Source organism: Streptomyces sp. NPDC001027 (assembly GCF_040299045.1).
Taxonomy (GTDB): Bacteria; Actinomycetota; Actinomycetes; order Streptomycetales; family Streptomycetaceae; genus Streptomyces.
Map to the genome: position 1 here is coordinate 1 of NZ_JBEPBI010000225.1, position 12,438 is coordinate 12,438.

12 protein-coding genes are annotated in these 12,438 nt (G+C 73.5%); 7 read left to right on the top strand and 5 right to left on the bottom strand.

Translation table 11 applies throughout. The features are described 5' to 3' along the window. The 4 genes from ABT300_RS35100 to ABT300_RS35115 form a co-directional block, all read left to right on the top strand. A partial coding sequence (locus ABT300_RS35100; protein WP_351684608.1) for an acetate--CoA ligase family protein occupies positions 1-973 on the top strand: 973 nt, incomplete at its 5' end. A gap of 578 nt (positions 974-1,551) precedes the next feature. Next, entirely contained in the window at positions 1,552-2,148 is a 597-nt protein-coding gene (locus ABT300_RS35105; RefSeq protein WP_351684611.1) for a DUF5998 family protein, read from the top strand. Continuing rightward, the gene (locus ABT300_RS35110) at positions 2,148-3,338 is read left to right on the top strand and encodes an alkaline phosphatase family protein (protein ID WP_351684614.1); all 1,191 of its coding nucleotides are present in this window, start codon (positions 2,148-2,150) and stop codon (positions 3,336-3,338) included. The genes ABT300_RS35105 and ABT300_RS35110 overlap by 1 nt, the downstream gene beginning before the upstream one ends. Positions 3,339-3,393: 55 nt before the next feature. Beyond that, positions 3,394-4,041: a thymidine kinase gene (locus tag ABT300_RS35115; protein WP_057575455.1), complete on the top strand. Its 648-nt coding sequence runs from the start codon at positions 3,394-3,396 to the stop codon at positions 4,039-4,041. Between the two features lie 37 nt (positions 4,042-4,078). Here the strand turns inward: ABT300_RS35115 and ABT300_RS35120 are convergent, their stop codons facing one another. Next, positions 4,079-4,882 (bottom strand): VOC family protein, encoded by an 804-nt coding sequence (locus ABT300_RS35120; RefSeq protein ID WP_351684616.1) that lies wholly within the window; start codon positions 4,880-4,882, stop codon positions 4,079-4,081. Positions 4,883-4,962: 80 nt separating this feature from the next. Then, positions 4,963-5,103: a hypothetical protein gene (locus ABT300_RS35125; protein ID WP_351684619.1), complete on the bottom strand. Its 141-nt coding sequence runs from the start codon at positions 5,101-5,103 to the stop codon at positions 4,963-4,965. Between ABT300_RS35125 and ABT300_RS35130 the strand changes: the two genes are divergently transcribed. After that, positions 5,102-5,953 (top strand): sulfurtransferase, encoded by an 852-nt coding sequence (locus ABT300_RS35130; RefSeq protein WP_351684622.1) that lies wholly within the window; start codon positions 5,102-5,104, stop codon positions 5,951-5,953. The two genes, ABT300_RS35125 and ABT300_RS35130, sit on opposite strands and share 2 nt — an antisense overlap. A 146-nt stretch (positions 5,954-6,099) precedes the next feature. Here the strand turns inward: ABT300_RS35130 and sepH are convergent, their stop codons facing one another. The 3 genes from sepH to ABT300_RS35145 all read right to left on the bottom strand — a co-directional run bounded on the left by sepH (position 6,100) and on the right by ABT300_RS35145 (position 10,210). Further along, positions 6,100-7,140, bottom strand: a complete 1,041-nt coding sequence (gene sepH, locus ABT300_RS35135; RefSeq protein ID WP_351684625.1) for a septation protein SepH — start codon at positions 7,138-7,140, stop codon at positions 6,100-6,102. A 549-nt stretch (positions 7,141-7,689) separates the two neighbouring features. Beyond that, the gene (locus ABT300_RS35140; protein ID WP_351684628.1) at positions 7,690-9,009 is read right to left on the bottom strand and encodes a D-arabinono-1,4-lactone oxidase; all 1,320 of its coding nucleotides are present in this window, start codon (positions 9,007-9,009) and stop codon (positions 7,690-7,692) included. Next, positions 8,969-10,210, bottom strand: coding sequence for an MFS transporter (locus ABT300_RS35145; RefSeq protein WP_351684637.1), 1,242 nt, complete (start codon positions 10,208-10,210; stop codon positions 8,969-8,971). Before ABT300_RS35145 ends, ABT300_RS35140 begins: the two co-directional genes overlap by 41 nt. 231 nt (positions 10,211-10,441) lie before the next feature. Between ABT300_RS35145 and ABT300_RS35150 the strand changes: the two genes are divergently transcribed. Both ABT300_RS35150 and ABT300_RS35155 read left to right on the top strand, forming a co-directional pair. Further along, the gene (locus tag ABT300_RS35150) at positions 10,442-11,569 is read left to right on the top strand and encodes a ferrochelatase (protein ID WP_351684631.1); all 1,128 of its coding nucleotides are present in this window, start codon (positions 10,442-10,444) and stop codon (positions 11,567-11,569) included. A gap of 8 nt (positions 11,570-11,577) precedes the next feature. After that, the gene (locus tag ABT300_RS35155) at positions 11,578-12,393 is read left to right on the top strand and encodes an inositol monophosphatase family protein (protein WP_351684634.1); all 816 of its coding nucleotides are present in this window, start codon (positions 11,578-11,580) and stop codon (positions 12,391-12,393) included. The last annotated feature ends 45 nt before the right edge of the window (positions 12,394-12,438 follow it).

Genomic DNA, 12,438 nt, shown 5'->3' on the forward strand with positions numbered 1-12,438 from the left:
GTCCGCCGCCGCGAGCACCGCGCCGCGCGCGGAGTCGACCTCACGCGCGCGTGCCGCGGCGCAGGACGTCGGGCCGCTGCAGCCCCCCGTCGTCGAGCCGCCCGAGGGCGCACACCTCATCCCCGCCTACCCGGCCGCCGAACGCGCCGTCCGCGCCCTCGCCGAGGCCGTGAAGTACGCCCGGTGGCGGCGCGAGGCGGCGGACCCGGGCAAGGTGCCCGAGTACGAGGACATCGACGAGCGGGGCGCCGCCGCACTGATCGACGGGCTCCTCGCGCGCGGGCAGGGACTCACCCTGGGCGCCGAGGAGACCGCCGAGCTGCTCGGCCGCTACGGCGTCCCCGTCCGCCGGGCGACCCCCGCGCCCAGCCCCGACGAGGCCGCGCGGGCCGCCGCCGCCCTCGGCTACCCCGTCGCCCTCAAGGCCACCGCCCCGCACCTGCGGCACCGAGCCGACCTCGGGGGCGTCCGTCTCGACCTGGCCGACGAAGAGCAACTGCGCAGGGCCTACGCCGAGTTGACCGAGCTCTTCGGGCGGCCGCAGGAGCTGCGGCCGGTCGTCCAGGCGATGGCGCCGCGCGGGGTGGACACCGTCGTGCGGGCGGTCATCGACCCGGCGGCGGGGGCCGTGCTGTCCTTCGGGCTCGCCGGAGCCGCCTCGCAGCTCCTCGGGGACATGGCGCACCGACTGATTCCGGTCACCGACCGCGAGGCGACGTCGCTGATCCGCTCGATCCGCACCGCCCCGCTGCTCTTCGGCTGGCGGGGTTCGACCCCCGTCGACACCCGCGCCCTGGAGGAGTTGCTGCTGCGTGTCTCGCGGCTCGTCGACGACCACCCCGAGGTCGTCGCCGTCACCCTGGAGCCGGTGGTCGTCGCCCCGCACGGTCTGAGCGTCCTCGGCGCCTCCGTACGCCTCGCGCCCCCGCCCGCGCGTGACGACCTCGGCCCCCGGACCCTGCCCGTGTACTGAGGCGGCGCACGCCCGGCCCAGGATCCGCGGGACAGGGGAGCGCCGACGCGGACGCCGGAGGCCGGGGCTCCCGCTGCCGTGCGGCAGCACCCGAGGTCGGTCTGCCCGAGGGGGCCTGCCGGGACCGGGACGTGACGGCCCGGACCCCGGGCGAGTTCCGGTCGGCGGCCGGGTCGGACCTCGCCCGCCCCCACGGGCCGGACTCGTCCTCGCCGATCCCGCCCACCTGGCCTGCCCGACGGCCTTCCACGACCCCGTGTTCCGGGAGCCGTCTCCCGCCGTACGCGGGTGCCCGGACTGCCGCCAGGCCGAACGCCCCCCGGCCACGGCCGCGTTCGACGCGGACGCGGGCGGACCCGGGCCCGCCCCTGCCTCGTGGCCGCGCACCGGCCGGAGATCGTCCGGAGAGCACGCGCTCGGGCACGCGCTCGGGCACGCGCGCGAGGACGCGCCGCCAGGGCAGCGGTTCGCCCCGCGGGTGCGCCGGCCCCACCGCCGAGGCGACGTGCCCCGCACCTGCTGCCGGCCCCCGGGAAGCGATCGCGAGAGGCACCTCGCAGTCAGCGGGTCCCCGTAGGATGGACCCCATGGCCAAGACCAGTACGACGACCCAGGGGCTGCGCACGGCGATCGAGCGCAGCGGCTACTACCCGGCCCTCGTGGCAGAGGCGGTGGAGGCTGCCGTCGGCGGCGATCCGATCCGGTCGTACCTGGTTCACCAGGAGACCACGTTCGACCAGAACGAGGTGCGTCGGCATGTGACCGTGCTGGTGCTCACCGGCAACCGCTTCATCGTCAGCCACACCGACGAGCAGGCGGCCGACACCACGTCCCCGACGCCGTACGCCACGACGTCCACGGAGTCCGTGAAGCTCGGCCGGATCTCGTCGGTCGTCGTCAGCCGCGTGGTCGCCAACCCGGAGTCGTACACGCCGGGCACGCTGCCGCGCGAGGTGGTGCTGACCATCGGCTGGGGCGCGGTCTCCCGTATCGACCTGGAGCCGGCCGCCTGCGGCGACCCCAACTGCGACGCCGACCACGGCTACACCGGCAACTCGACGGCGGACGACCTCAGCCTGCGCGTCAGCGAGGCCGGAGACGGCCCGGAGACGGTGCGCCAGGCGCTCGCCTTCGCGCAGGCGCTCTCCGAGGCGACAGCGGACGTCACCCGCTGATGACGCAGCAGGCCTCCTGGGACTTCCCCGAACCGCTCGCCGTCGACTCCGCGCCCGTACCCGAATACGGCTCCGGCTCGCTCGCCGACCTGCTGCCCACGCTGGCGGCCGGCCTGGGCGTGCCCGGCGCGACCGCGGCGATCCCCGAGCTGACCGCGGCCGACCGCAACTGCGTCTTCCTGGTCGACGGCCTCGGCTGGGAGCAGATCAGGGACCACCCCGACGAGGCGCCCTACCTGCACGCGCTCCTCGGCAGCTCGCGCGGCGGCACCGGACGCCCGCTCACCGCCGGCTACCCGGCGACCACCGCGACCTCCCTCGCCTCCGTCGGCACCGGCCTCCCGCCGGGCGCGCACGGCCTGCCGGGCTACACCGTGCGCAATCCCGCCACCGGCGAGCTGATGAACCAGCTCCGCTGGCAGCCGTGGACCTCGCCGGGCGTCTGGCAGCCCTACCCCACCGTCTTCCAGCTCGCCGACAGGGCGGGCGTGCACGCCGCCCAGGTGTCGTCGCCCGCGTTCCAGAACACCCCCCTGACCAAGGTCGCGCTCAGCGGCGGAACGTTTCACGGGCGGCTCACCGGCGAGGAGCGCATGGACTGCGCCGCCGAGCAGCTCGCCGCCGGCGACCGCTCCCTCGTCTACACGTACTACGCCGAACTGGACGGCGCCGGGCATCGCTACGGCGTCGCGTCCGACACCTGGCGCGGTCAGCTCATGTACGTGGACCGGCTGGTCCAGCGTCTGGCCGAGCAGCTCCCGCCGCGCAGCGCGCTCTTCGTCACCGCCGACCACGGCATGATCGACGTGCCGTTCGACGAGGAGCACCGGATCGACTTCGACGCGGACTGGGAGCTGAGCGCCGGCGTCGCCCTGCTCGGCGGCGAAGGCCGCGCACGCCATGTCTACGCCGTGCCGGGCGCCGCGGACGACGTCCTGACCTGCTGGCGCGAGGTGCTCGGCGAGCAGTTCTGGGTGGCCTCGCGGGAGGAGGCGATCGACGCTGGCTGGTTCGGTCCGCAGATCGACGAGCGGGTGCGCGCCCGCCTCGGCGACGTGATCGCGGCCGCCCGGGACGACGTCCTGCTCATCGCCTCCGAGCGGGAGCCCAAGGAGTCGTCGATGGTCGGCAACCACGGCTCCATGACCCCTGCCGAGCAGCTGGTCCCCCTGCTCGAAGTACGCTCCTGAAGCCCCGAAACCGTCCCTGCTCCGCCTCACTTCACCGAAAGGCGTTCAACTCCCCATGCCCGAGCTGGTGTTCTTCTCCGGAACCATGGACTGCGGGAAGTCGACGCTGGCTCTCCAGATAGAGCACAACCGCTCCGCGCGCGGTCTGCAGGGCATCATCTTCACCCGCGACGACCGTGCGGGCGAGGGCAAGCTGTCCTCCCGTCTCGGCCTGGTCACCGACGCGGTGGAGGTCGAGGACGGTCAGGACCTGTACGCCTACCTCGTCGACCACCTCTCGCAGGGCGGCCGCGCGGACTACGTGATCGCGGACGAGGCGCAGTTCCTCGCCGAGGAGCAGATCGACCAGCTCGCGCGCGTGGTCGACGACCTGGACGTCGACGTCTACGCCTTCGGCATCACCACCGACTTCCGCTCCAAGCTGTTCCCCGGCTCCCAGCGGCTCGTCGAACTCGCCGACCGCGTGGAGGTGCTTCAGGTCGAGGCCCTGTGCTGGTGCGGCGCCCGCGCCACGCACAACGCCCGCACGGTCGGCGGCTTCATGGTGGTCGAGGGCGCGCAGGTCGTCGTCGGCGACGTGAACCAGGCGGACACGGTCGGCTATGAAGTCCTGTGCAGACGACACCACCGCCGCCGGATGACCGCGGCCTCGGCGCGCGCGGCCGCGCTGTCCCCGGACGTGCTGCCGGTGCAGCAGATCTGAGCGACGCGCGGCGGCGAACGGCGTGGGCCGCGGCTGACTACCGCGGTTCCTGGATCACGGCGAAGCGGGCGCCCTCCGGGTCGGCCACCACCGCCACCCGCCCGTGCGTGCTGTCCTCGGCCGGCGTGAGCACCCGTCCGCCGAGCGCGACCACGCGGACCATCGCCGCGTCCGTGTCGGCCACCTCGAAGTACGTCGTCCAGTGCGGTCCCTGGTCCCGCGGCAGGGCCGCGCCCACGCCGTGCAGGCCGGCGACCGGGTGACCGCCGACGTGCAGGGTCACGTAGTCGTGGTCGGGGGACTCCACGGCTTCCTCGGCGTAGCCGAAGACCGTCTCGTAGAACTTGCGGACGCCCGCCGTCTCATAGGTCGTCAGATCGTTCCAGACGGGTGTGCCCGGCACGCCGGAGACGGTGGCGCCCACGTGGCCCGCGGCCTGCCAGACGCCGAACACCGCGCCGGAGGGGTCGGAGCCGATCGCCAGCCGCCCGGCGTCGGAGGCGTCCAGGGGGCCCACCCCGATCGTCCCGCCGCACAGCCGTACCGTTTCCGCGGTGCTGTCCACGTCGTCGGTGGCGAAGTAGGGCGTCCAGGCGACGGGCAGATGGCGGTCCGGGGGGAGTTGGCCGATGCCGGCGACCTCCTCGCCGTCGAGCAGCGCGCGCACGTAGGGCCCGAGCTGCTCCGGGCCGGGCCGGAAGTCCCAGCCGAAGAGCTGCCCGTAGAACTCCTGCGTGGCCGTCAACCCGCGCGCCATCAGGCTCACCCAGCAGGGTGTCCCCGGCGCGTACCGCGGGTGTGTCGCGCCGATCGTGCCGGCCGGCCCGCCTGCCTCGGTCATCGTCTCCCTCTCCTCGGCCACTCGGGGTGTCGTGTCGCTGCCGCTCTCGGAGGATCCCTGGTGGGGGGTTTCCCCGGGGTTCACGCGCGGTTGTCGCCGTATGCCGATCGTCTGTACGGCACGTGCTCGATCCCGCACGCCTCGTGATCGAGGCTGTCCGGCCGAGCAGAGTAGCCGGACGCGGGCGGCGGGGCCACCCCGTACGCCAGGATGGTGGCCATGAACGCCATCATCACCGCATCGGAACTGGCCGACGACCTGGCGGGGGAGAACCCGCCCGTCGTCCTCGACGTCCGCTGGCAGCTCAGCACGGCGAAGGCGGCCGGCGAGCCGCCCTTCGACGGCCGCGCCGCCTATGCGTCCGGGCACGTGCCGGGCGCGGTCTACGTCGACCTGGACCGTGATCTCGCGGGCGCCGCGGGAGCGACCGGCCGTCATCCGCTGCCCGACCTGGGTGAGTTCGGGGCGGCGATGCGTGAGGCGGGCGTCTTCGCCGGTCGGCCGGTCGTGGTGTACGACGGCGGGCAGGGCTGGGCGGCGGCGCGCGCGTGGTGGCTGCTGCGTTGGACGGGTCACCCGGACGTGCGGGTCCTGGACGGGGGACTGCCGTCGTGGCGGGGGGATCTCTCGGCGGACGTCCCCGCGCGCGTGGAGGGCGACTTCGCTCCGGTCCCGGGCGACACGGGCCTCCTCGACGCCGACGGGGCCGCGGCCCTCGCCCGCTCCGGAGTGCTGTTCGACGCCCGCGCGGGGGAGCGGTACCGGGGCGAGGTCGAGCCGATCGACCGCGTCGGCGGGCACATCCCGGGCGCCGTCTCCGCGCCGACGAACGACAACGTGGGTCCGGACGGCCGGTTCCTGCCCCCGGAGGACCTGAGGGACCGCTTCAAGGCCCTGGGCGCGTCCGACGGCGCCGAGGTCGGCGTCTACTGCGGCTCGGGCGTCTCCGGCGCGCACGAGGTGCTCGCCCTGGCCGTCGCCGGCATTCCCGCGGCCCTGTACGTCGGCTCCTGGTCGGAGTGGTCCTCGGACCCGTCCCGGCCGGTGGCCGTGGGCCCGGACCCCGAGTGATCCCACCGGGCGGACAGCACAGGAGGGCCGCACCGAACCGGTGCGGCCCTCCTTCTGCACGATCTGCCCAGACTGCACGGGCAGCGCCGTGCGCGCCGGCCTCGGCGCACCGGCGGACGCCCCGCAGGGCTGGTCCGGGGACCCGGTCACTCCTGCTTCTTGCGCCGGGTGCCGAACACGATCTCGTCCCAGCTGGGCACCGCGGCCCGGCGCCCCGGACGGACGCCGTCCGCCTCGGCCTGGCGGTCGGTGGCCCCGACGAGTCGGTCGCGGTGGCTGCCGACGGAACGCGGCATGAGGACGTCCGCGTAGGCGGAACCGGCCGAAGCGGCGGGCGCCGGCGGCTCCTCGACCTCGGGCTCCTGCTCGTCCGGCTCCTCGACGACGGGGTCCGCCGGGCGCTCCGGGACGACCATGTCGCCACGGAAGCTCGGCACCGCCTCCAACAGGCTGGTCAGCGAGTCGCGTTCACGCTCGACGCTCTCCTCGGCCGGCTCGGACGGCGGGGCCGGCAGGCTGGGCCGTTCCCGGTCGAGGGCGCGGTCCAGCGGCCGGTCGCGCGGCAGCCGGGCGATGCGCGGAACGAACGGAAAGCTGGGCTCCGGAGCGGCCAGGTCGTCGGACTCGCCGATCAGCGAACGCGCCTCGTCGTCGACGGCCTGGACGAGCCGCCGGGGCGGGTCGTACGTCCAGCTCGCCGAATGCGGTTCGCCCGCGACCAGGTAGACGAGCAGCACCTCCCAGGTGCCGTCGTCGCGCCGCCACGAGTCCCACTGGACGGTGTCCTTGTCGGCGCCGCGCAGCAGCAGCCGCTCCTGGACCGCCTCGCCGAGCTGGGGTCCGGCGTTCTCGCCGGGCCTACGGACCGGAGTCTTCCGGGCCCGCTCGGCCATGAAGGCGCGTTCGGCCAGCACGGGGCCCTCGAAGCGGCGCACACGGTCGACGGGGATGCCGGCCATCTGGGCGACTTCTTCCGCGGTGGCGCCGGCACGTATACGCGCCTGGATGTCACGGGGGCGGAGATGGCTCTCCACCTCGATCTCGATCTGGCCGAGGCGCGGACGGTCGCCGCGTACGGCGGCGCGCAGACGCTCGTCGATCGGAAGCGTGTACTCCGTGCTGTCCGCAGCCTTCAGCACCAGCCGTGTGCCGTCATTCGAGACGGCCACGACACGCAGTTCGGGCATGGGGACCTCCCGGGTGGTGCCTGCCGACGTCACGTGCGTCGCTGCTTCCGCTAGTCGAGTGTGGCCTGCCCGGGTGCAGCCTGCCACAACCTTGCCGAGTTGCCCGGCGTGTCGGGCACGGGTCCCGCGCCGCCGTTATGGCACGGTTACCTATTCTCCACGCTGAGTCACCGAAGCCGTCACCCTGTGCGACCGGTCCCCGTCGGGGCGGTCCGGGGAGGCCCCGGACATCCTGGAGGGAGACCGGGTCCAGGGCTCGCAACAGTACTCCATTTGGGCCACGTGCGTGGATTGGCGCGCCACCCAACTTCTGGCGCGAGGTGGGACTTGGCCCTTCGCGGCGGGCATTTCGCGATCTTGAAAGTGGCGTACCTCACGCAATCGCCCGAATCGGTACTCCCGGTTTCCCCCGTACATCCCTTTCCGGTGAGGCTGGCCGTATCGGTCTGGAAACGGCAGGCGACGTGCCGGTATGCGTCAAAGGCCGGAAAGCGTCGAAGAGCCCGGCCGCGAGGACGCGGAGCGGGCCGGGCTCCTCGACGGCGTCCGCTACTCCCCCAGGACCCGGCGCACGTAGTCGTTCTGGAACCGGCGGTCGGGATCGAGCCGGTCCCGCAGCGCCGTGAACTCGCCGAAGCGCGGGTAGACGGAGGCGAAGTACCCGGCGTCCCGCGTGTGGATCTTGCCCCAGTGCGGTCGGCCCTCGTGCGCGGTGAAGATCTGCTCGGCGGCGGTGAAGTACTTCGTGTAGGACGTGCCCTTCACCATGTGCACGGCGATGTACGCGCTGTCGCGCCCGGAGGCGGTGGACAGGGTGATGTCGTCGGCCGGCGCGGTGCGCACCTCCACGGGGAAGCTGACCCGCAGACCGGAGCGGTCGACCATCGTCTTCAGCTCGCGCAGCGCCTCGGTCACGGCCTCGCGGGGGAGCGCGTACTCCATCTCGAGGAACCGCACCCGGCGCGGGGACGTGTAGACCTTGTACGGGACGTCCGTGTAGGTGCGCGCGGACAGGGCCTTGCTCGAGACCCGGGCGATGGTCGGGATCGTGGCGGGCGCCGCGCGGCCGATCCACTGGGCGACCTGGAAGACGCCGTTGGAGAGGAGTTCGTCCTCGATGAAGCCGGCGACCTGGCTCACCGGCTTGCGGGGCCCGGCGCTGCGGTTGTTGCGCTTGGTGTTGGTGCTGCCCGTGTGCGGGAACCAGTAGAACTCGAAGTGCTCGTTCTCGGCCCACAACTCGTCGAAGTCGGCCAGGACCCTGTCGAAGGGCATCGGCTCCTCGCGCGCGGTGAGCAGGAAGATCGGCTCCACGGCGAAGGTGATCGCGGTGACGACGCCGAGGGCGCCCAGGCCGATCCGCGCCGCCGCGAAGACGTCCGGATTCTCCTTCTCGGAGCAGGTGAGCACCGAGCCGTCGGCCGTCACCAGCTCGAGGCCCTTGATCTGCGCGGCGATGGACGCCGACTCGCGCCCCGTGCCGTGGGTGCCGGTGCTGGTGGCGCCCGACACCGTCTGCTCCATGATGTCGCCCATGTTGGTGAGCGACAGGCCCTCGCGCGCGAGAGCCAGGTTGAGCCTCTTGAGCGGCGTGCCGGCCTCGACCGTGACGGTCATGTTCTCCCGGTCGACGTCGCGGATGCCGGTCAACAGCTGAGGGCGGATCAACACGCCGTCGGTCGCGGCGATCGACGTGAAGGAGTGGCCGGTGCCGACCGCCTTCACCTTCAGCCCGTCCTCGGCGGCCCGGCGCACCGCGGCGGCCAGTTCGTCGACGGAGGCGGGTGTGACCTCCCGCGCGGGTCGTGCGACGACGTTGCCGCCCCAGTTACGCCAGACGGCGTTCTTCCCGCTCGCTGTGCTGCTCAACGGTGCCTCCACGACCCGGCGCCGGCCTGCTCAGCCGGCGGTACCCCAGGAAACCGACCGCGACCGCGACGGCCCCGGACACCGCCGGAACCCCGTACCCGGCCCGCGCCCCGGCCGCGTCGATGACCCAGCCGGCGATGGAGGAGCCGAGCGCGACGCCGACCGCGAGCCCGGTGCTGATCCAGGTCATGCCCTCGGTCAATCGCGCGCGTGGTACGTGCTCTTCGATGAGGGACATGGTGGTGATCATCGTGGGAGCGATCGCCAGGCCCGCTACGAACAGCGCCACGGCCAGGAACGGCAAGTTTCCGACCAGTAGGAGGGGGATCATACTCACGGCCATCATGAACACGCCCAGCAGCCAGCGTCGTTCCGCCGGACCCTTCGGGCGCAGCAGTCCGAACACGAGCCCCGCAAGGCAGGAGCCGGCCGCGTAGAGCGCCAGGACGACGCTGGCGGCGGCCTGGTGGCCCTGCTCGTCGGCGAACGCGACGGTGACCACGTCGACCGCTCCGAAGATCGCGCCGGTCGCCACGAAGGTGGCCACCAGCACCTGCAGCCCCGGCGAACGCAGCGCCGAGCCCGTGGCGTGCTGTTCGTCGCGCGGGTGCGGCGCGGGCTCGGTGGCCCGCTGGGCGGTCAGCCAGAAGACCCCGACGGCCAGGAAACAGGCCGCGAGCAGTGGTCCGGCCTCCGGGAACCAGGCCGTGGACAGACCGATGGAGATGATCGGCCCGAAGATGAAGCACACCTCGTCGACCACGGACTCGAAGGAGTACGCGGTGTGCAGTCGGGGGGTGCCTCGGTACAGGGCGGCCCAGCGCGCCCGGATCATCGCGCCGAGACTGGGCACCGTGCCGACGCCGGCGGCGCACACGAACAGCACCCAGTCGGGCCACTCGAAGTGCGCGGCCAGCAAAAGCCCCGCCGCGGCCCCGAGGGCGACCAGGGTCGCGGGGCGCAGCACCCTGCGCTGACCGTGCCGGTCAACCAGACGCGAGATCTGCGGTCCGAAGACAGCCGCCGCCAGTGCGATGGTCGCCGACAGCGCGCCCGCGAGTCCGTAGCGGCCCGTGAGCTGCGAGACCATCGTGACCACGCCGATGCCCATCATCGACAGCGGCATCCGGCCGATGAACCCCGCGGCGGAGAAGCTCTTGGAGCCGGGAGCGGCGAAGAGGGCGCTGTACGGGCTGGGCACGGGGATCTCCGGAGGTCCGGTCACGCGCGTGTGCGAGGCCGGCGCGGCGTGAGGGAGGCGGCTCGGCAGGGACTCGGCGGGCGGGCCGACCCCGGCGGAGCCGGTAAGGCGTGAAGCAGCTCATACGACTGACGAACTTAGGCAACCCTAACGCATCCTGGCGGGCGGCCGCCCTCCCGTCCGGCGCCCCGCCCTGCCGCGTCCGCCGGAGCCGGGTGGCAGGATCGACCCATGCGAGACGCGCTCGATGCCACCCCCTACGACGCCCTGCTCCTGCTCTCCTTCGGCGGCCCGGAAGGGCCGGACGACGTGGTCCCGTTCCTGGAGAACGTGACGCGCGGGCGCGGCATCCCCAAGGAACGCCTCAAGGAAGTCGGGCAGCACTACTTCCTGTTCGGCGGGGTCAGCCCCATCAACGACCAGAACCGCGCCCTTCTGGACGCCCTGCGCAAGGACTTCGCCGAGCACGGACTGGACCTGCCGGTCTACTGGGGCAACCGCAACTGGGCCCCGTACCTCACGGACGCCCTGCGCGAGATGGCCGCCGACGGTCGCCGGCGCGTCCTCGTCCTCGCCACCAGCGCCTACGCCTCCTACTCCGGCTGCCGCCAGTACCGCGAGAACCTCGCCGACGCGCTGGCCGCGCTGGAGGCCGAGGGCCTGGAGCCGCCCCGGGTCGACAAGCTGCGGCACTACTTCAACCACCCCGGCTTCGTGGAGCCCATGATCGAGGGGGTGCTCCGGTCGCTGGCCGACCTCCCCGAAGACGTCCGGGACGGCGCCCACCTCGCCTTCTCGACCCACTCGATCCCGATCTCCGCCGCCGACGCCTCCGGTCCGGTCGAGGAGCACGGCGACGGCGGCGCGTACGTGAAGCAGCACTTGGACACCGCCCGGCTCGTCGCCGAAGCAGTCCGCGACCGGACCGGCGTGGACCACCCCTGGCAGCTCGTCTACCAGTCCCGCTCCGGCGCCCCGCACATCCCCTGGCTGGAGCCGGACATCTGCGACCACCTCGAGGAACGGCACGCGGCCGGCGTCCCGGCGGTCGTGATGGCCCCCATCGGCTTCGTCTCCGACCACATGGAGGTCCTCTACGACCTCGACACGGAGGCCACGGCCAAGGCGCGGGAGCTCGGCCTGCCGGTGCGCCGCTCCGCCACCGTGGGCGCCGACCCGCGCTTCGCCGCCGCCGTCCGCGAACTGGTCCTGGAACGCGCCGCGACCGAGAGCGGCCGCGAGGTCGCCCCCTGCGCCCTGGGCGCGCTGGGGGCGAGCCACGACCTGTGCCCGGTGGGCTGCTGCCCCGCCCGCGCCCCCAAGCCCGCCGCCGCGGGCGCCGACAGCCCCTACGCGTGAGGAACGGCGTGACCGACCCCCTGCACACGGAACTGCTCCGAATCGCCGAGGAGGCGGCCCGCCGCGCCGGCGAGCTGCTGCGCGACGGACGTCCGGCCGACCTCGCGGTCGCCGCCACCAAGTCGAGCCCGATCGACGTCGTCACCGAGATGGACATCGCGGCCGAGAAACTGATCACCGGTCTGATCGCCGAACGCCGCCCCGACGACGGCTTCCTCGGCGAGGAGGGCGCCGCAAGCGCGGGCAGCAGCGGCGTCCGCTGGGTGATCGACCCTCTCGACGGCACCGTGAACTACCTGTACGGCCTCCCCACCTGGGCCGTCTCCATCGCCGCCGAGCAGGACGGCGAGACCGTCGCCGGGGTCGTCGCGATCCCCATGCGCGGTGAGACGTACCGCGCGGTGCGCGGGGGCGGAGCCTGGGCGACCGATGCCCGCGAGGACGAGCGGGCCCTGTCCTGCCGGCCGGCGGCGCCCCTCGACCAGGCGCTCGTCTCCACCGGCTTCAACTACGTCACCGAGGTCCGCACCCACCAGGCCGACGTCGCGCAGCGGCTGATCCCGCTGCTGCGGGACGTCCGCCGCGGCGGATCGGCAGCCGTGGACCTGTGCGACGTGGCAGCCGGCCGCCTCGACGGCTACTACGAACGCGGCCTGCACCCCTGGGACCTGGCGGCGGGCGACCTGATCGCCCGGGAGGCGGGCGCGCTGACCGGCGGACGGCCCGGAGAGCGCCCCGGACGCGATCTGGCGATCGCGGCCGCCCCCGGCGTCTTCGAGCCCCTCCAGCGCCTGCTGGAGGACTTCGGAGCCTGGCACGACTGATCCTCGAGCGAACAGGCGGAGGGGCCCCGGCGCTGGATTCGCCGG

Excerpts from the sequence above, each read along its gene's own strand:
- ABT300_RS35115 (WP_057575455.1), top strand. The coding sequence starts at position 3,394 with ATGCCCGAGCTGGTGTTCTTCTCCGGAACCATGGACTGCGGGAAGTCG.
- sepH (WP_351684625.1), bottom strand. The coding sequence starts at position 7,140 with ATGCCCGAACTGCGTGTCGTGGCCGTCTCGAATGACGGCACACGGCTG.
- ABT300_RS35105 (WP_351684611.1), top strand. The coding sequence starts at position 1,552 with ATGGACCCCATGGCCAAGACCAGTACGACGACCCAGGGGCTGCGCACG.
- ABT300_RS35120 (WP_351684616.1), bottom strand. The coding sequence starts at position 4,882 with ATGACCGAGGCAGGCGGGCCGGCCGGCACGATCGGCGCGACACACCCG.
- ABT300_RS35125 (WP_351684619.1), bottom strand. The coding sequence starts at position 5,103 with ATGGCCACCATCCTGGCGTACGGGGTGGCCCCGCCGCCCGCGTCCGGC.
- ABT300_RS35150 (WP_351684631.1), top strand. The coding sequence starts at position 10,442 with ATGCGAGACGCGCTCGATGCCACCCCCTACGACGCCCTGCTCCTGCTC.
- ABT300_RS35110 (WP_351684614.1), top strand. The coding sequence starts at position 2,148 with ATGACGCAGCAGGCCTCCTGGGACTTCCCCGAACCGCTCGCCGTCGAC.
- ABT300_RS35130 (WP_351684622.1), top strand. The coding sequence starts at position 5,102 with ATGAACGCCATCATCACCGCATCGGAACTGGCCGACGACCTGGCGGGG.